The sequence below is a fragment of the Chitinophaga nivalis genome (assembly GCF_025989125.1).
Lineage (GTDB): Bacteria > Bacteroidota > Bacteroidia > Chitinophagales > Chitinophagaceae > Chitinophaga > Chitinophaga nivalis.
The window spans coordinates 7,047,257-7,065,191 of sequence record NZ_JAPDNR010000001.1 but is presented as its reverse complement, the minus strand read 5'-3'; the positions used below and the strand labels follow the sequence as shown (position 1 = coordinate 7,065,191).

Here is a 17,935-nt window from a genome sequence, read left to right as displayed (position 1 = left end):
TGGAAGAACCAAAAAAGTACAGGTATGACCGGAGAAAGAGAAAGAGCATTTATGCAGTATGCTGTCGCATTATCGCGCAAGGGAATGGAAAGTGGGGAAGGCGGGCCATTTGGCGCTATTGTGGTGAGAGGGGATGAAATTGTGGGAGAGGGCTGGAACCAGGTACTCAGTCATACAGATCCTACCGCCCACGCAGAAGTAGTGGCCATCCGCGATGCCTGTAAAAGGCTGGGTACTTTTCAACTGCACGACTGTGAAATCTATACTTCCTGCGAACCTTGTCCGATGTGCCTGGGGGCTATTTACTGGGCACGGCCGCTGCGCGTGTATTTCGCCAATACCAAGGAAGATGCCGCTGCCATCGATTTTGATGATTCCTTTATTTACCGGGAAATCAATGTATCTCATGAGCACAAGAAAATTCCGCTGATCGGTTTAAAAGATCCGGATGCCTGGCCGGTATTTGAACAATGGAAAGCCAAAGGCAACAAGACCCTGTATTAATAATGCAATACGCATTATCCAACGTACGGTGGCCGGTTTCTCCTGCCGGTTATACTGTGGGTAATGCGTATGATTGTTTTGCCTCTCTGATCAGGCCTGATTTAATGCTGACTGGAAAAATGGTACATCCAGAATAATGCCAGCAGTAAAAACAGGATGGAGAGGATAATAACGGTGAGGTATATATTATTTTCTGTTTTCCGCCGGGTCCGGGTCCGTTTACGGAGTTTTTTCAGCAGGTCCCATTTCATCTGATGAATCCAGCCGGGTATCTTTTCTTTGTCCCTGATGCTTGCCAGGCCTTCCAGCGCGTCGCTGCAAAGCTCACAGTCTGCCAGGTGCATTTCTACCTCGTGTTGTTCTTCTGCAGTCAGCTTGCCCTGTACATAGTCCAGTAGCTGCTGTTGAGAAGGACAGCCCGTAGTTACAAAAATATCGTTGAAATGCTCGTTCATATCGCTATTGGTGCAAATTAACTTTTGTTTGCGCGTTGTAGTTTTTCCAGTAAAAGTTTCAGGTTACGTTTGCCATTCTGAATATAGCTTTTCACTTGCAGTAAGCTGTATCCGGTATGGCCGGCAATATCCTGATACGATTTCTTTTGCAGGTAAAACTGCTGTACGCATACCCGCTGTTCAGGATTTAACAGGTTGATGGCCTGTTCCATATTTTCCAGCATGACATCTTTTTCCTGGTGTTGCCGGATGTCTTCCTGTTCTGCTGCGATGACGCCAATATGTTTGTCGCTGATTTCCTCCTTATACTTCATATGGTGCTGGCGCAGCTGCATCAGGCAATAGTTTTTAGTTACCTGGTATATCCAGGCACGAAAATACTGCACTTCATGCTTATTAATATCAGCCAGCATTTTCAGGAAGATTTGCTGTACTGCATCGCGTGCATCTTCTTCGTTCTTCAGGTATTTCATGCACATACCGAGTAACAGTAAGGCATAACGGTCAAAAAGCACACCTATCCAATCACTGTTGTGGTCAGCTTTGAACCGTAGTAGTAGCTCCTGGTCTGTAAGTTGTTGTATGTCTGGATTATTCACAGGCTATATTAGAATGCTGTCTGTTAGATGCAGCCAGCTGCAAAAATCCATAAAAAAATGAAAGTATCCCCGTGGAATTTTACTTTCCGTTTATGTTACATGCTGTCTAATGCCTGTTGTGCGGCAGCTTTCAGGGAGCCTTCCATGCGTATTACTTCCCGGAACATGCGGCGGGCTTTCCCCATCTGGCCTTTACTGCGATAACAGATGGCCAGTTGGTAACGTGCCATTTCCACATATTTACCGGAACCCGCAGACTCGATGCGTCTGTACCGGTCAATGGCTTCGCTTAGATTGCCCTGTTGCTGATATCCCATAGCTGCTTTGTACAGGTATTCGTCCGTATTGGCGGCTACCGGTGCTGCTGGTTCTTTTTCCTTTTCTTTTTTAGGAGAATCGGCAGGGGGAGGTGCCTGTTCTTTAGGAGCAGGTTTGGGCTCTGGCTTTTTTTCTTCGGGTGGAGTGGCTTTATTTTTTTCTGCTTCTTTTCTGAGTGAGTCCTGTTGTTTTTGTAATGCCTGCTGTTTCTGGATGGCCGCCTGCTTCTTCGCGATGCTGTCGGCTACGGCTTTCTTATGCAACCATGCTTTGGCTGCTGCGGCTTTCAGGGCCGCAGAATCCGGCTTTGGTACAGCAGGGGTAGCCGCGTTTTTTACGGCAGTAGTAGTGGTGGGTGCTGCAGTCGTAATAGCAGGTGTATGATCCGGTGTAACGATAGGCTGTTGTTCGGTGGTAAGTACCGGACTGTCTGCCGGCGGTGGCGGTAGTACAGCCAGTGGTCTGCTGATGACAGGCTGATTGCGTACATGGCCGCGTAATACATAAATACCGCTGATACCCAATACCACAAAGGTGATGAGCCAGAAGTATACCAACAGATTTTCCTTGGTTCTTTCCTTGCGGGTATACTGGGCTACCTTTTGTACATGGGAAACCGGTTGTATACTTTGATGGATATAGCGTTGCAGTTTATCGGTCAGGTCGTGGTATTTCTCCTGGTTCGTTTCCTGTTCCAGTGCCTGCAGGGCATCGAAACACAGATCACAGTCTGTGAGGTGCTGTTCCATTAAATGTTTTTCTACCTCTGTCAGTCTGCCTTCCAGATAGCGGGGAAGCTGATCTTTATTCAGACAACGGATGGCGGAAAAAACCTTTAGTACTTTCTCATTATGCTGTTTATTGCTACTTGACATATCCCTGATTCATGAATAGCTTGGCTAGTTTACCTTTGGCGGCTTTCAGCTGGTTTCTCAATCTTTCCCGGGAAATTCCGTGGCTGGCTGAAAGGTCGGCAAAAGTTTTGTTTTCGATATAAAATTCGGTAATCAGCGTTTTGTCTTCTGCATGTAACCGTTGTAAGGCTTGTTCCAGCCGTACGGTGAGGTCCTGCCGGTCGATGATATTGGTAGCAGCTTTATCTACCTTGTTTTCGATGTGGAGCAGGTCTCTTCCGTCACGGGACGGATAAAACGGTACATTTTTTTCCGGTTTACTGAAATATCCTTTTTGTATATGCAGCATCCATTCACTGATCCTGTAAATAGTCTGTGTTTTTACACCGGCACTCAGTCGTTGCAGCAGGGAAGGAAAGACTACGTTGGGGTCCAGGCTGGCATCGTTTTTTAAATGAGGTAGGGTAATTGCCACCAGCAGGTGACTGTAGCGGTCCATTAATACGCCTTCCGCCTCCCGGTCTTTTTGCTTTCTGGCCCGGGATATTAGCTCTTTATCTGATAAATTGGTTAACTGCTGGTGCATAAACTTATTACTTTATATTTACGTATAAAAGCGGAAAAAGTTCATTAGGTACGTAAGATTATTGAATAATAAAACGGATTTATACAATTTATATGCCATACGCTATTGTAATAGTGCCGGTTGCGCCATTGAGAGCAACGGCCGCGCATAAAAGTGAGATGATTTCCCAGTTGTTGTGGGGAGAAGGAGTGGAGGTACTGGAAACTGCTGCCGGAGGTTGGGTGAAAGTAAAAAATGAGTACGACGGGTATATTGGCTGGGCTACAGCGGTACACCTGGAAACGGTGGATATGTCTTTATTGCAGGAACCTGCCACACACTATTTGTCAGGTTGGGTAAACAAGGTACTGGTCAATGGCCAGCCGATGATGGTGCCTTATGGTTGTTTGCTGAAAAACGGCGACAGGCACACCGCAGATTGGGGAACCAGGCACCTGGAATGGGAAGGGCAGCCGGAGGCTATCCGGCAGGCAGCGCAGGCAGATCCTGCTGCGCTGAAAGCTGCAGCATTTACTTTTCTGAATACGGCCTATCTCTGGGGCGGCCGGTCTGTATTTGGGGTAGACTGTTCCGGGTTTACGCAGGCCGTGTTTAAACTGATGGGTATACCGCTTTTACGCGATGCCTATCAGCAGGCCACTCAGGGTGATACAGTGGATTTCCTGGTAGAAGCCCGGTTGGGAGATCTGGCTTTCTTTGATAATGAAGAAGGGCGTATAACCCACGTAGGTATTTTATTGAATGATCATGAAATCATTCACGCTGCCGGAAAGGTAAGAGTAGATGCCATCGACAACCAGGGAATTATTAATGTAGATACAGGATTAAGAACCCATTCCCTGCGGATTATAAAACGTTTGCTGGCATAAGTCCGGCTGTAGCAGCGGCTATAAAAAACTACGCTTTATGTTACAGCTGACAACAATCGGTCTGTAACATAAAGCGTAAGTAAGGCTATAACAGCGGTTATTAGCTTTGTTTGAAGATTTTACGGTAGTCTTCAAAGCTTTGGGTGATGATTTCCTGTGCTTTGAGTTTGTCCTGGAATTCTTCCACTTTCACGGTTTTCCTTTCCAGTTTTTTGTACTCTTCGAAGAAGTGACGCATCTCATCAATAAAATGAGGCGGCAGTTCAGATATATCGTTGATGTGATTAACGCTCATGTCGTTTGCTGCAACAGCGATGATTTTATCATCCGCTTCACCACCGTCTACCATCTGCATCACACCAATAACTTTGGCTTCGATGATACACATAGGTACACATTCAATCTGAGAGAGGATCAGGATATCCAGTGGATCATGATCATCGCAATAAGACTGTGGTATAAAGCCGTAGTTGGCAGGGTAGTAAACAGAAGAATACAGAACCCGGTCTAATTTGAGTAATCCGCTTTCTTTATCCAGTTCATATTTAGCACGGCATCCCTTTGGAATCTCTATAATTGCGTTTACAACATGTGGCACTTGAGAGCCGGGACTCACGCTGTGCCAGGGATTTGTCATCATAATCTAACTTTACTTTAAGGTTTATAGTTCAATATTTGCTTTAATGCAGAAAAGTGAATCTGCCAGATAGGCCACTTTTCATGAAGATATGGTCAAAGGCTTCCGATAAGTATAAAAAGAAACTCAGCCACACATCTTTTTCATTAATGCGTGGCAAAATTAAGGGAACTCAGTCTGAATAGCTAAAAATTATCCTTTCCTTTTCCGGAAAAAAGGAGCGAAGCGCTATTTTTATTTGACTGCCGGTACAGTCATGCTACCGCCGGATGCTGTATCAGCCGGCACTACAGCGGTAGAGTCTAAAGCGGTACCTGCGTTGGCAGGGGGAATGTAGTTGGGAATGATACTTTCAAATGTCAGGGATATTTTCCACTGGCCACTTTCTTTTACCAGCTGCAGTACTTCTTTCTGGTGGGCAGAAGAGTTGAGTATTGTAACGGCGGCTTTATCGCCATTCTCTTCCATATTCACTACTTCTATACGGGCATTTTTGATTTTTTCCCGTTCAGCATCGCTGCGGCGGGCATCAAAAAACGAGTAGAGCTGTATTACCTGTTGGGATTCTTTGGTGGCGTAATCCCGGGCCTGGTCGAAGTTCGAATCCTGTATGGCATGCATAAATGCAAGGGCTACTTCCTGGGGAGTAGCTCTTTTCTTACAGGCACTGAAAAACAGTGTTGCAAGTAAAGCCAGGGTGAAGATTCGAAAATAATTGGTCATGCGGTCGATAAATTATGATATCACAACAAAAATAGGGGTAAACATTCAAATCGGCAACGCCAATCGTCTTCCGCATACTGATTCACAGCCTTTCCTCCTTGAATATCCCTTAAAAAAGCAGGTGAACTTACGGCAAACCTCGTTAATAAATAGTTAAATATCCTGATATTTTGTTATTTTCTTAGAGAAAGACCACTTTCTGATAAGAAAATAACAAAATACGGATATTATAATTCGTTTCAGGCTGCCTAATCCTTATTGGCCTCATACGCCCGGATGATGGCTTTCACCAGTCGGTGTCTTACCACATCTTCCTCGTCCAGTTCCACATAACCGATACCATCAATGTTACGGAGTATGCGGGCTGCTTTATCGAGGCCGGATTTCTGATTTTTAGGCAGATCTATCTGAGTCAGATCTCCTGTAATGATGGCCTGTGCAGAGGCACCAATACGGGTTAGGAACATTTTCAACTGCAGGTCGGTAGCGTTTTGTGCTTCATCCAGGATAATAAAGGAGTTATCCAGGGTACGGCCACGCATATACGCCAGCGGGGCAATTTCAATCACCCGGTTGGTCATATAATACGTCAGCTTTTCAGCCGGAATCATGTCATCCAGCGCATCATACAATGGCCGCAGATAGGGATCGATCTTTTCTTTCAGGTCCCCTGGCAAAAATCCCAGGCTTTCGCCGGCTTCCACCGCAGGACGGGTGAGGATGATTTTCTTAACTGCTTTATTTTTGAGTGCGCGTACAGCCAATGCTACAGCGGTATAGGTTTTACCGGTACCGGCTGGCCCAATGGCAAAAATGATATCATTCTTTTCAGCCAGCGACACCATCTTTTTCTGATTGGCGGTTCTGGCTCTTACCGTACGTCCGTTAGGACCAAATACCAATACCTCGTTAGGATTTCGTTCACTGAAATTATCTATCCTGGTACCTTCTTCATCTCCCAGTATCTGTTCAAAATAGTTTTCCGTAAGATTACCATTCCGCTCCAGATACTTGACGATCTGGCCGATTTTCTCCTCCGCAGTAGCCACTTCTTCCGGTGCCCCACTCAATTTTAACTGGGTACCCCTGGATAGGATCTTCAGCAGCGGGAATTTCTTTTTCAGCAGATCCAGTTTTCCGTTGTTAACACCGAAAAACTCAATGGGATTAATACTATCTAAGTTGATAATGGATTCAGTCAATGATTCTTGATTTAAGTGTCCAGGAAAATGATCCTTATTTTTTAATCCGAATATATTTAATTCTGACAGAACCTGGAGCCTGAATTTGTTAAGCTATCACTAAATTCTATAGCCGTTCTGTTTGAATGCTTCCACCTTAGCAGCAATATCCTTGTTGCCTAAAGCCAGGATACGCGCTGCCAGTACGGCTGCATTACGAGCGCCAGCTTTACCTACCGCCAGGGTACCTACAGGCAGACCAGCAGGCATCTGTACAATAGAATACAGCGCATCCACACCACCTGGTAAACCACCATCCAATGGAACACCCAGTACAGGCAGGGAAGTATAGGCAGATACTACACCCGGTAAAGCTGCTGCCATGCCCGCAGCGGCAATGATTACACCAAATCCTTTCTCCTGAGCAGAGATACACAGTTCTCTAACCTTATCAGGATTGCGGTGAGCAGAAGCTACAATCATTTCATTCTCGATTCCAAAATATTGCAGGTGTTTCTGAGATTCTTCCATTACTGGTTTGTCACTCTCCGAACCCATGATAATCAAAACTTTCATCTGATAAGATTTAAAAAAATAATAATTAATTACGATGCCTCAAAGATATTGATCGTTTGACAAAAACCGAAAACTGAAAATCCACAACTGGTGGATAACACCATAGTTACACTACCGGTGCAGCCATAATCCCGTTATTACCTTGCCGGAATCAGGCCTGCCCTTTAAAACGGATTTTATTACATTTATCACAGTGATAGTACTTTTTTGTTATATAATGTTTACTTTGAGCTATTCCTGACACAACTATCTTAGATCCTCGATTATGAATGTAGATATGCCTGAGCAGCATTACGTGCACTTGCAGCATATGGAAAACGCTATTAACGCTTGCGCATGGTCCCTTTCCATGAACAGAGAAGGCTTCCTGACTGCCATTAATATGCAGGTGGTGCAAGCCTTGCAGCAACCCGGGGAAACACTGATCGGTAAAGCTTTTACAGACTATCTGGAACCAGCCGGCATCGCCCGGTGGCAAGAGATCAGACAACAATTGGAGGAAGGTACACCCACCCTGCAGGAATCCATTTGCCTGCTGGCGCCCGGTAAACAGCCGGTTTGGCTGGAAGCTATTATCAGCATTACCGCAGGCAGCAATAACATACCCGCACAAATACTACTCATCGGCATCGATGTTACCGTGCGCAAACGCGCCGAAATCCGCCTGCAGGAAGAAAAAAAATATTCCGGCCAGATCCTGGAAAACCTGCCGGTAGGGCTGCAGGAATTTACGCCGGATGGCATCAGTATGGACATGAATGGCCGGCAACGCGAAATATGGGGCAGCACGCACCCTTTCCTGACCCAGCCAGGTTATAACTGGCTGCAGGATCCTTTCTTTGTATTGAACGGTCTCTCTAAAATATTTGAAGAAGTTCGCCAATCCGGTAAGACCCTCAAAAGGGAAATCCTGCTGCGCTACTCCGAAAAACAACAAAAAGAAAATCTTACCCGACTACATCCGGTATATTTTGAGGCAACGGTATTTCCTTTGACAGACGGTGATTGTAATCCCACCAACCTCTTCCTGATTCTCGATGATATTACACCGAAAAAACTGGCGGAGCTCCGGCTGCAAAAGAACGAACGCCTGTTGCATCACATCATAGAAAATCTGCCCATCGGTTACATACAGTTCGACAACTTCGGCTTTATCCGCCGGATTAATCAAACCCAACGCCGGTTCTTTAATTCTCCGGAACCTGCGGTACGCCGGAAATTCAACCTGATGAATGACCCACTGGCCAGTGATGCAGGCCTCGACGCTTTGTTTGTAGAGGCGCTGGAACGTAATGAAACACTGCGCGTGGAGAAAAAAATAGATTTCTCCGGCGACGACCGGTGGACCACCATTGGCCGGGAAGTATACCTGGACCTTACCATCTTCCCGGTAGTAGAGCCGGTAGATAAGGAACGGATTGTAGTAGCGCTGGTGAATGATATTACGGAAAGAAAAATGCAGGACCTGGAAAATAAAAAGAACCAGGAATTCCTGCTGCAAACCGGCGCTATCGGAAAGATAGGCGGATGGGAACTGGATGTATATACCCAGGAATTACGCTGGTCTGCAGAAACCTATCACATACACGATTATCCGGTAGGCAAGCCAATCGATCTGGCTACCGCGTGGTCTTTTTATACCGGTACCTCCCGGGCGGAACTGGAAAAACTCATGCAACAGTGCGTGGAAACAGGGCGGCCGTTTGATGTGGAACTCAGCATCCTGTCGCTGAAACAACAGGCCCGCCGGGTACGTGCCATCGGACAACCCGGTTATACCAATGGTGAGCTAACGTCTATGTACGGTGTTATTCAGGATATCACCGCCCAGCAGGAGATACAGGATGAACTGACCCGTAATACAGAGCTGATGCGGCTTTTCTTCGATACCATCGATATGGGATATGCGGCCATGGAGAGAGATGGCCGCCTGCATTTTCTCAACCGCAAAGCGGAGAAAATGATCGGACATCATGTGCAGACCGGCAGCAATATTTTTGAAGAATTCCCCCGGCTGAGCGGCACCGTGTTTTATGCCCGTTTACAGGAATGTGCCAGCAAGCATCTATCTCAGTCATTCGGTATCTATTTTGCCGCTCCCGACAAGTGGTATGACTTTTTGCTAACACCCATGCAGGACGGCCATATCTCTGTATTCATGCGGGATATAACCGAAAGCCGGAAAATGCAGAAAGAGCTGAGAAAGGCCAACGACCAGTTATCCAATCTCAACAAAAATCTGTTGAATCAGAATAAACAACTGGAAGATTTCGCACACATTACTTCACATAACCTGCGGGCGCCCATCGCTAACCTGAAAGCACTCATGCAGATGCACAACGAAGCGGCTACCAGTCATGAAAGGGATCTTTACCTGGGGATGTTGCATGAGGTGATCAAAAAAATTGATGAAACCCTGAACGACCTGGTAGAAGTAGTGCAGATCCGGAAAGATGTGAATGTGGAAAAAGAGAAACTGTTTTTTGCAGAACGCCTGCAGAAGGTAAAAGACATCTTACTGGTGGATATTGAAACCAGTACTATCCGGATTACCTATGATTTTGACCAGGAGCCGGTGATTGAATACCCCCGGGTGTACCTCGATAGTATTTTACAGAACTTTATTACCAATGCCATCCGTTATCGTTCGCCGGAACGCACGCCAGCCGTGCATCTGCAGACCCGGAAGGAAAATGATAATATCGTGCTGACGGTACAGGACAATGGCATCGGTATAGACATGGAACGCTTCGGCAACAAATTATTTGGTTTCCGGAAAACATTTCATAAGAACAAAGACGCCAAAGGAATTGGTTTATTCATTACCAAAACACAGGTGGAAGCGATGGGTGGAAGTATAAAGGCAGAAAGTCACCCCGGTCATGGAACAAAATTTATTATTACATTTAGGCCCGAATAAACCCCTTTTATGAAGCTGATCAATATGATTTTTATTGTAGATGATGACCCGATTCACCAGCAGATTGCTAAAATCATGATCGAACGACAGGCCATCAGTAGCAATATCCGGGTTTTTTCTGATGCACAGGATGTATTGGATTATATCCGGGAAAATAAAGATGTGCCGGCAGCTTTGCCAGATCTGATTTTGCTGGATCTCAACATGCCTGTAATGGATGGCTGGGAGTTCCTGGAAGAATATGCTGTGTTTTGTGAGCAGTTGCCCAAAAGCATCCGCATATTTGTATTGACATCTTCTATTGATGAGAAAGACAAAGAGCGGGTAAATGCCTACCGTTTTGTAACCGGTTACCTTACCAAGCCTTTGTCAAAAGAGATTATTGCGCACTTGTCCTGAGCGTGTGAATGATTTTTTCCGGATCAGGTGCCGCAAATACGGCACTGCCGGCCACCAGTACGTCCGCACCGGCTTTTACGAGTTGTGCTGCATTTTCCGGACTAACCCCTCCGTCTACTTCAATTAAAGTCTGTGCACCGGTAGCGGTGATCAGCTGACGCAGCTCCTGAATTTTCTGATAGGACTGTGGAATAAAGGATTGTCCGCCAAAACCAGGGTTAACACTCATGATCAGCACCACATCAATATCCCGGATCACATTTTCCAGTAACCGTACAGGCGTATGCGGATTCAATGCTACACCGGCTTTCATGCCCAAACCTTTGATTTGCTGAATGTTTCTGTGCAGGTGTATACAGGCTTCATAATGTACAGTCAGGATATCGGCGCCTGCTTTTTTAAAGTCGGCGGCATATTTTTCCGGTTCCTCAATCATGAGGTGTACGTCGCAGGGTTTATTGGCTTTTTGTTTTATCTGGGCGATGACAGGCAGGCCAAAACTGATGTTGGGTACAAAACGGCCGTCCATCACATCCAGGTGAAACCAATCTGCTTCGCTGCGATTCAGCATGTCCACTTCTCTCCCCAGTTCCAGAAAGTTGGCTGCCAGTAAAGAAGGCGCCACTAAAACTTGTTTATTTTCCAAAGCATTTTATTTAGCGTGATATAAATTTAAGCAATTACTTGCTGAGTCTTTTGAGTGCGGCCAGGGCTTCTGTGAAATCTTTCCTGAAGGAAGCCGCTTTCGTATAATCTGCTATTGCCAATGCTTTCTCTCCAAGTTGTTCCTGACACAGGGCCCGGTAAAAGTACGCGTCTGCATCTGTCGGCGCAGATTTGGCGGCCAGGTTATAGAAAGAGAAGGCTGCTTTCCACTGTTGCCGGTCGCGGTATATTTTTCCCAATGCCAGGTAAGCGGGTGCAAATCCGGGGTCTGCTATAATGCATTGCCGGTAGGCAGCTTCGGCCTGCTGCAGGGTGCCCAGTTCTTCCCGGTATTGGGCGGCTTCATACAAGGGATGTGCATTGGTGGTATCCAGGCGCCATGCCTGTGTGTAATAGGTGAGGGCAGCTGGTGCTTTGCGCGACCGCAGGAGGTCTCCCAGTTCCATCAGTGCTTCAAACTCCGGATGGTCGCCGGCTGCGGCGATGGCGGAGGTCAGGTATTGGATAGCCGCTGTGGTATCCTGCTGATCCTCTGCCATCCTGGCTTTCAGGTAAAAGGCCTTATCGCGTGCCGTTGTCGTTTGTGCTAATACGTTAGTAAGGCTGTCTGCCTGCGCATATTGTTTATCTTCAATCAAAGCTGTGGCCAGCCGGTATTCCAGATAATCGTAGCCAGGGGCAGTACCCAGCGCCTGTTGGAACAGGGTGGCTGCCTGCCGGTAGTTACTGGCCACCAGTGCCGCTTCTGCGGCGCCTGCCCAGTAATCGGTATTGGCGGGCATCAGTTTGGCAGCCTGCTCAAAATCAGCCTGCGCCAGGCCCGGATTGGTATTGAATAATAACAGGGCCCGGCGGTAATACAATGCATGATTCTCCGGAAACTGCCGGATAGAGTCGGTCACAGGCCGGACGATGTCACTGTTAAGCACGGAATCTGCTGTTGTTGCTGTATTTTGTTGCCGGGTGCCGGTTTGGTTGCAGGACATGATAACGCCTGTCAATACCAGCAGGATAGATACATATTTCATACTGGCGCCAAATTTACAGCATCCTCACCGCAATAACCAGTTTTTCAGCGCGGTATAATCGGGCTGCAACAGGGTGGCGGTCTTCTCCTTATCATACAGGGTCATTACCCTGGCTGGCGTAGCAATGTTTTCCCGCAAAGTTTCCGGAGCAGTATCTTCAAACTTCACAGGGTGAGCGGTTTCCAGGAATACGCCGGTCAGTTCCGGTGCCGTTTCCAGGTATTGCTGCAGGCCCAGAAAACCTACAGCGCCATGAGGGTCGAGCATGTAGTGATGTTCTTTCCATACCTGTTCCATGGCTTGTATGGTGTCTTTGTCTGAAAAGCTGTAAGCCGTGAATTTTTCCTGGAGTGCGGGTAAGCTGTTACCAAATAACGCCAGTACCCGTACGAAATTGCTGGGATCTGCCACATCCATGGCATTGGAAAGGGTGGCAAAGGCCTTGGCAGGTTCGTATTTGCCGCTTTCCATGAAGCGAGGTACGGTATCGTTGATATTGGTGGCGGCTACAAAATGCGCTACCGGTAAGCCGGTGGCAGCTGCCATGAGGCCGGCGCAGATATTACCGAAGTTACCGCTGGGTACAGAAAATACCAGACGGGGATGCGCGGCTTTCATTTGTTTGTAGGCCAGGAAATAATAAAACATCTGCGGCAGCCAGCGGGCTACGTTGATGGAGTTGGCCGACGTGAGCGGGCGGCGGGCCTGCAGCTCCTTGTCCAGGAAGGCTGTTTTAACCAGTTGCTGACAGTCGTCGAATGTGCCTTGTATTTCCAATGCGCGGATGTTGCCACCCAATGTCGTGAGTTGTTTCTCCTGGAGGGTGCTGACTTTCCGGGAAGGGTAGAGGATCACTACTTCTACGCCGGGAACATTATAGAATCCGCTGGCAACAGCACCGCCGGTATCACCGGAGGTAGCTACCAGTACGGTTACGGGTTCTTTGCTGTTGCGCCGGAAGTAACCGAGGCAACCGGCCATGAACCGGGCGCCTACATCCTTGAAGGCAAGGGTAGGGCCATGAAATAATTCCAGGGCATAGGATTGGCCGGATACTTTTTGTACCGGAAACGGAAAGTGCAGGGTATCTGCTACAATCTTTTTTAAGGCTTCTTCCGGTATTTCATCTCCCACAAAAGACTGTATCACCTGATAACCTATTTCCTGGTCGGTATACTGATGCAGTTGCTGAATAAAATCCTTGCTGAGTGTTGGAATGGTTTCCGGAAAATACAGCCCTCTGTCAGGAGCAAGCCCCTGTACGACGGCGGTTTCAAAATTTACCCGGTGTTGTTTGTTTTGTAAACTGAAGTACTGCATGAATCGTGGTTAATCGGTTAGTCAATCACTTTTACACCTGCGGTGTTGATCCGGGAAACATAAATTTTATAATCTACTCCCAGGGAGGCATACACACTGTCCATAGTGGCAGCTACGCGGCGGGCGTTTTCTTCTCCTTTGCTGAGCATAAATACAGAAGGGCCGGAGCCGGAAATGCCGCCGCCAAGTGCGCCTGCTTCCTTGCATTTCAGTTTCAGTTCGTGGAATGCCGGAATCAGGATAGCCCGCACGGGTTCTACAATCACATCTTCCAATGACCGGCTGATGAGTTCATAGTCTTCCTGATACAGGCCGGCTACCAGTGCGCCTACGTTGCCCCATTGCCGGATGGCATCTGTCATCAGTACTTTTTGTTTTAATATCTCGCGGGCATCAGAAGTTTTTACTTCTATCTGCGGATGAATAACAGTTACCCACAGCTGTTCGGGGGTATGGATGGCGGTGATGTCCAACGGGCGGTAACTTCTTACCAGGGTAAAGCCGCCGAGGATGGCCGGGGCTACGTTGTCGGCATGGGCGGAACCGCAGGCCAGTCTTTCCCCTTCCATGGCAAAACGTACCAGCTGTTTGGGGGTGAAAGGTTCTCCGAGCAGGCGGTTTACGCCTACCACGGCGCCCGCACTGCTGGCGGCGCTGGAGCCGATGCCGCTGCCGGGATGTATATGTTTGAATATCTCTATTTCAATGCCCACTTCCGGGTGTTCATATTTTTGTAACAGGGCCTGTACGGCTACACCGGCTACGTTACGGGCGGGGTCCAGGGGAAGATCCGCGCCGTGGATGGCAGTGATGCGGATACCGGGTTCATTACTTCTGCGGAGGATCATTTCGTCGCCTGGTGCATCCAGTGCCAGTCCGATGACATCAAAGCCACATGCAACATTCGCAACAGTGCCTGGCGCAAATACCTTTATACTATCCATATAAGCGTTTATGTGTGTTAGTTGAATAAGGGCAGCGGTTTTGTATTAGAAACGTGCGCTGCGGATAATGTCTGCAAATATGCCGGAGGCAGTTACATCTGCACCTGCGCCGGCTCCTTTTACAATCAGGGGCTGGTCCTGGTACCGGCTGGTTTTATACAGCACGATGTTGTCTTTACCTTCCAGCTGATAAAAAGGATGATCCGGTGCAATGCTTTGCAGGCCTACGGAAGCCTTACCTTCTTCGTAGCGGGCTACAAATTTCAGGCGTTTGCCGGCGGCGGAAGCGTCTTTCCAGAGTTGCTGAAAATGATCGGCATGTACATCCAGTTCTTTGTAGAAGTCGGCCACGGAAGGTGCATTCAGACAAGCTTCCGGCAGGAAGGAATGATTGGTGATTTCATCCATTTCCATCACTGCTCCGCTTTCCCGTGCCAGGATCAGTATCTTGCGCATCACGTCTTTCCCGCTCAGGTCTATACGTGGATCCGGTTCGGTGTAACCCTCATCCTGCGCGGCTTTCACAACCTCACGGAAGCTGGCGCCGTTTACAAAATGGTTGAATACAAAGTTGAGACTACCGGATAATACGGCTTCTATACTATGTACTTTGTCGCCGCTGCGTACCAGGTCATTTAAGGTATTGATAACCGGTAATCCTGCGCCTACATTGGTTTCAAAGAGGAAGGACGCGTTGTATTGACGGGCCAGGTCTTTCAGTTGCTTATAATAGTTATAGTCTGCAGAGCAGGCAATTTTATTACAGGTAACGATAGAAATACCATGTTCCAGGAATTCGTGATAAATAGCGGCTACTTCACTGCTGGCGGTGTTATCAACAAAAACGCTGTTACGGAGATTGAAGGTTTTGATTTGTTGCACCAGTTCCCGGATATCCAGTTTGTCGCCCTGGTCCAGCTGTTCCCGCCAGTTGTGGAGGCCGATGCCATATTCACTCAGCAGGGTGTTGCGGCTGTTGGCCAGCCCGGTTACCCGGATTTGCAGGCCCAGTTCCTGTTGCAGGTATTTTTGTTGTTGTTGTAATTGTTCCAGCAGTTTGCTGCCCACATTGCCTACGCCGGCCACGAAGAGGTTTACCTGTTTCAGGGGTTCTTCGAAGAAGGTTTCGTGCATCAGGTTGAGCGCTTTTTTGATATCTGCTTTATTGATCACCGCAGAGATATTTTTTTCAGTAGATCCCTGTGCGATTGCTCTTACATTGATACCATTCCGGCCGAAAGAACCAAACAGCTTGCCGCTGGTGCCGTGGTGGTTTTTCATATTATCGCCTACCACTGCTACGATAGACAAATCTTTTTCTACCTGCAGGGGTTTAATGCGTTTATCCTGTATCTCCTGTGCGAACTCACTGTCGACCGATATTTTGGCTTTCAGCATATCAGTTTCGTGGATACCCACAGTGATAGAGTGTTCGGAAGAACTTTGGGTAATGAGAATAACGTTGATGCGTTCCCGTAAGAGGGCTTCAAACAGACGTTTGGAGAAGCCGGGAATACCTACCATGCCGCTGCCTTCGAGTGTCAGCAGGGCAATATGCTGTATGCCGGAGATGCCGGTTACCGGGTAGCTGCGTTCCGCGCTGTCCTGTATGAGGGTGCCGTAGTCGTTCGGGGCAAAGGTATTTTTGATCCAGATGGGAATGCGTTTCTCCATCACCGGTTGTATGGTGGGCGGATAAATCACTTTGGCGCCGAAGTGCGACAGTTCCATGGCTTCCACATAAGAGATGTGGGCGATGGGGAGTGCCTGGGAAACAACGCGGGGATCGGCTGTCATCATCCCGCTTACGTCTGTCCAGATGTCGAGTACGTTGGCAACAACAGCTGCGGCTACGATAGCGGCAGTGTAGTCGGAGCCGCCGCGACCCAGTGTGGTGGTGTCGCCTTCGGTGGTAGCCGCTACGAATCCGGGCAGCACAGTATAGGATTCTGTGGCCTGGGCAAAGTATTGTACAATATTATGATTGGTAGCAGGGAAGTTTACTGTAGCGTTACAGAAATTGTCATCTGTAATAATCAGTTCACGACTGTCTTTGCAGGCAGCGTTGAGTCCTTTTTGTTTAAGGGCGGCCGCTACGATCACACAGGACATCAGCTCTCCGTAGCTCATGAGTTTGTCGAGAGAGCGGGGACTGAGTTCTCCGACCTGGAAGATCCCATCGCATAGATTTTCCAGTGCATTCAGTTTTCTTTTCAGCTGGCTGATCATGCTGCTTTGAGCAGTGATAGGGAATAATTCACGGATAGTGTCCAGGTGTCTGGTTTCAATTTCCTGCAATACAGTTTTGTATTCTTCCTGGCCTTGTCCGGCCAGTTGCCCGCAGCGTATAAGCTTATCCGTTATACCGCCCAGCGCGGATACTACAATGGCATATCTACCTGCCGGCTTGTTGTGCAGCAGGATGTTGCAGACCTGTTCAATGGCTTTGGCGCTTCCGACTGAGGTGCCGCCAAATTTTAATACTTGCATGGGGAGTTAAAATTTATAGACAGAAATGTTCCGGTTTTTTCCGGTAGTTACCACCAGTGGTGGTCGTTGGATGATATGTGAAAACTAACCCCGCAGTGGGGTTGTAATAATGGATGTAATAATAGCGCCTGTAGATCCCGGTTGGGGAACGGGAGCGAAGGGAAGCTGATATGTTAATACGGGTAGCACTATTTTAAATATGACGATTGTATAACAAAAGTCTATAATTAAGCTGGTAAATAAAAGTGACAGGCTAACATTTTGAAATGTTTCAAAAAAACACATTTTAATTATTTTTTCGTCAATATAAGATGTATTTATTGATTTAAGAAGCCGTTAACGGAATATTTATTGAAACTTAATACCCTGTTGATATATCTTTTGAGGATGTTTTAAGTTGTTTTTAAGACAATTTTATGACAAATTGTGTTTTCTTTGCTGGTTTTCAGAGAACCATTGTATACAATAATGTGACAAATGAAGGAGAACCACTTTTGCTGGTCGCCGGTAAAAAATAAGAACGCTTTTGCGGTCATAAATATTTAGCTGCAAAAGCAGGAAGGAAGCGGAAAGAAATTTTTTTTATCAATCCATTAATATTAGTTGGTTTGATAAGAAATATCATTAACTTTAGTTGTCCAAAATCATTACTCTTGTCCATTTCGTTGAAATATACAAGTAACAGTCAGTTAAACTACTACTTCCTCATGGCTACGCTGGCCATGGATTCGACTTTGGCATAACTCCACCTACAGCCACTACCGGCTATTCTTCCTGTTTTTATACCGTAACTTTGTAATAGTATTATCAGTATACTATTCCTCTTCATGTACACTGGTACATGTGATCGTCAGCATCGGTTGTTG

The 17,935-nt window shown here is 47.1% G+C and carries 17 protein-coding genes; 4 read left to right on the top strand and 13 right to left on the bottom strand.

Annotated elements, in window-relative coordinates; translation table 11 throughout:
* Window positions 1-24 precede the first annotated feature (24 nt).
* Window positions 25-504 (top strand): nucleoside deaminase, encoded by a 480-nt coding sequence (locus tag OL444_RS25795; RefSeq protein WP_264728739.1) that lies wholly within the window; start codon window positions 25-27, stop codon window positions 502-504.
* A 101-nt stretch (window positions 505-605) separates the two neighbouring features.
* Here the strand turns inward: OL444_RS25795 and OL444_RS25790 are convergent, their stop codons facing one another.
* The 4 genes from OL444_RS25790 to OL444_RS25775 form a co-directional block, all read right to left on the bottom strand.
* Window positions 606-959 (bottom strand): anti-sigma factor family protein, encoded by a 354-nt coding sequence (locus OL444_RS25790; RefSeq protein WP_264728742.1) that lies wholly within the window; start codon window positions 957-959, stop codon window positions 606-608.
* Between the two features lie 17 nt (window positions 960-976).
* Entirely contained in the window at window positions 977-1,558 is a 582-nt protein-coding gene (locus tag OL444_RS25785; RefSeq protein WP_264728744.1) for an RNA polymerase sigma factor, read from the bottom strand.
* Between the two features lie 95 nt (window positions 1,559-1,653).
* Window positions 1,654-2,751: a tetratricopeptide repeat protein gene (locus OL444_RS25780; RefSeq protein WP_264728746.1), complete on the bottom strand. Its 1,098-nt coding sequence runs from the start codon at window positions 2,749-2,751 to the stop codon at window positions 1,654-1,656.
* Window positions 2,741-3,316 (bottom strand): sigma-70 RNA polymerase sigma factor region 4 domain-containing protein, encoded by a 576-nt coding sequence (locus OL444_RS25775; RefSeq protein WP_264728748.1) that lies wholly within the window; start codon window positions 3,314-3,316, stop codon window positions 2,741-2,743. The genes OL444_RS25780 and OL444_RS25775 overlap by 11 nt, the downstream gene beginning before the upstream one ends.
* A gap of 92 nt (window positions 3,317-3,408) precedes the next feature.
* Between OL444_RS25775 and OL444_RS25770 the strand changes: the two genes are divergently transcribed.
* Window positions 3,409-4,185 (top strand): C40 family peptidase, encoded by a 777-nt coding sequence (locus OL444_RS25770; RefSeq protein WP_264728750.1) that lies wholly within the window; start codon window positions 3,409-3,411, stop codon window positions 4,183-4,185.
* Window positions 4,186-4,285: 100 nt separating this feature from the next.
* Here the strand turns inward: OL444_RS25770 and OL444_RS25765 are convergent, their stop codons facing one another.
* The 4 genes from OL444_RS25765 to purE all read right to left on the bottom strand — a co-directional run bounded on the left by OL444_RS25765 (window position 4,286) and on the right by purE (window position 7,302).
* Window positions 4,286-4,825, bottom strand: a complete 540-nt coding sequence (locus tag OL444_RS25765) for an inorganic diphosphatase (protein WP_264728753.1) — start codon at window positions 4,823-4,825, stop codon at window positions 4,286-4,288.
* Window positions 4,826-5,056: 231 nt separating this feature from the next.
* Window positions 5,057-5,545 carry a nuclear transport factor 2 family protein gene (locus OL444_RS25760; protein ID WP_264728755.1) on the bottom strand — a complete coding sequence of 163 codons (489 nt, stop codon included), beginning with the start codon at window positions 5,543-5,545 and terminating at the stop codon, window positions 5,057-5,059.
* A gap of 248 nt (window positions 5,546-5,793) precedes the next feature.
* On the bottom strand, window positions 5,794-6,747 hold the full coding sequence (locus tag OL444_RS25755) for a PhoH family protein (protein ID WP_264728756.1): 954 nt from the start codon (window positions 6,745-6,747) through the stop codon (window positions 5,794-5,796).
* A gap of 99 nt (window positions 6,748-6,846) precedes the next feature.
* A complete protein-coding gene (gene purE / locus OL444_RS25750) occupies window positions 6,847-7,302 on the bottom strand; it encodes a 5-(carboxyamino)imidazole ribonucleotide mutase (protein ID WP_264728758.1) in 456 nt (151 codons plus the stop codon).
* 310 nt (window positions 7,303-7,612) lie between these two features.
* On the opposite strand from purE, the gene OL444_RS25745 reads away from it, so the two are divergent.
* Together OL444_RS25745 and OL444_RS25740 are read left to right on the top strand one after the other, a co-directional pair.
* Window positions 7,613-10,222, top strand: a complete 2,610-nt coding sequence (locus OL444_RS25745; RefSeq protein ID WP_264752042.1) for a PAS domain-containing sensor histidine kinase — start codon at window positions 7,613-7,615, stop codon at window positions 10,220-10,222.
* Between the two features lie 9 nt (window positions 10,223-10,231).
* Entirely contained in the window at window positions 10,232-10,621 is a 390-nt protein-coding gene (locus OL444_RS25740) for a response regulator (RefSeq protein WP_264728761.1), read from the top strand.
* On the opposite strand, the gene rpe is transcribed toward OL444_RS25740, so the two are convergent.
* From rpe to thrA, 5 genes are read right to left on the bottom strand one after another with little or no spacing between them, the layout of a single operon-like run.
* A complete protein-coding gene (rpe, locus tag OL444_RS25735; RefSeq protein ID WP_264728763.1) occupies window positions 10,602-11,267 on the bottom strand; it encodes a ribulose-phosphate 3-epimerase in 666 nt (221 codons plus the stop codon). The two genes, OL444_RS25740 and rpe, sit on opposite strands and share 20 nt — an antisense overlap.
* 34 nt (window positions 11,268-11,301) lie before the next feature.
* The gene (locus tag OL444_RS25730) at window positions 11,302-12,315 is read right to left on the bottom strand and encodes a tetratricopeptide repeat protein (RefSeq protein WP_264728765.1); all 1,014 of its coding nucleotides are present in this window, start codon (window positions 12,313-12,315) and stop codon (window positions 11,302-11,304) included.
* A 24-nt stretch (window positions 12,316-12,339) separates the two neighbouring features.
* Entirely contained in the window at window positions 12,340-13,635 is a 1,296-nt protein-coding gene (gene thrC, locus OL444_RS25725; protein ID WP_264728766.1) for a threonine synthase, read from the bottom strand.
* Window positions 13,636-13,652: 17 nt separating this feature from the next.
* On the bottom strand, window positions 13,653-14,579 hold the full coding sequence (locus OL444_RS25720) for a homoserine kinase (RefSeq protein ID WP_264728767.1): 927 nt from the start codon (window positions 14,577-14,579) through the stop codon (window positions 13,653-13,655).
* Between the two features lie 45 nt (window positions 14,580-14,624).
* On the bottom strand, window positions 14,625-17,069 hold the full coding sequence (gene thrA / locus OL444_RS25715; RefSeq protein ID WP_264728768.1) for a bifunctional aspartate kinase/homoserine dehydrogenase I: 2,445 nt from the start codon (window positions 17,067-17,069) through the stop codon (window positions 14,625-14,627).
* Window positions 17,070-17,935 lie beyond the last annotated feature (866 nt).

Bases quoted from the DNA above. Each gene is read 5' to 3' on its own strand.
- OL444_RS25795 (WP_264728739.1), top strand. From the start codon at position 25: ATGACCGGAGAAAGAGAAAGAGCATTTATGCAGTATGCTGTCGCATTA.
- OL444_RS25790 (WP_264728742.1), bottom strand. From the start codon at position 959: ATGAACGAGCATTTCAACGATATTTTTGTAACTACGGGCTGTCCTTCT.
- OL444_RS25780 (WP_264728746.1), bottom strand. From the start codon at position 2,751: ATGTCAAGTAGCAATAAACAGCATAATGAGAAAGTACTAAAGGTTTTT.
- OL444_RS25775 (WP_264728748.1), bottom strand. From the start codon at position 3,316: ATGCACCAGCAGTTAACCAATTTATCAGATAAAGAGCTAATATCCCGG.
- OL444_RS25770 (WP_264728750.1), top strand. From the start codon at position 3,409: ATGCCATACGCTATTGTAATAGTGCCGGTTGCGCCATTGAGAGCAACG.
- OL444_RS25765 (WP_264728753.1), bottom strand. From the start codon at position 4,825: ATGATGACAAATCCCTGGCACAGCGTGAGTCCCGGCTCTCAAGTGCCA.
- OL444_RS25760 (WP_264728755.1), bottom strand. From the start codon at position 5,545: ATGACCAATTATTTTCGAATCTTCACCCTGGCTTTACTTGCAACACTG.
- purE (WP_264728758.1), bottom strand. From the start codon at position 7,302: ATGAAAGTTTTGATTATCATGGGTTCGGAGAGTGACAAACCAGTAATG.
- OL444_RS25745 (WP_264752042.1), top strand. From the start codon at position 7,613: ATGGAAAACGCTATTAACGCTTGCGCATGGTCCCTTTCCATGAACAGA.
- OL444_RS25740 (WP_264728761.1), top strand. From the start codon at position 10,232: ATGAAGCTGATCAATATGATTTTTATTGTAGATGATGACCCGATTCAC.
- OL444_RS25730 (WP_264728765.1), bottom strand. From the start codon at position 12,315: ATGAAATATGTATCTATCCTGCTGGTATTGACAGGCGTTATCATGTCC.
- thrC (WP_264728766.1), bottom strand. From the start codon at position 13,635: ATGCAGTACTTCAGTTTACAAAACAAACAACACCGGGTAAATTTTGAA.
- OL444_RS25720 (WP_264728767.1), bottom strand. From the start codon at position 14,579: ATGGATAGTATAAAGGTATTTGCGCCAGGCACTGTTGCGAATGTTGCA.
- thrA (WP_264728768.1), bottom strand. From the start codon at position 17,069: ATGCAAGTATTAAAATTTGGCGGCACCTCAGTCGGAAGCGCCAAAGCC.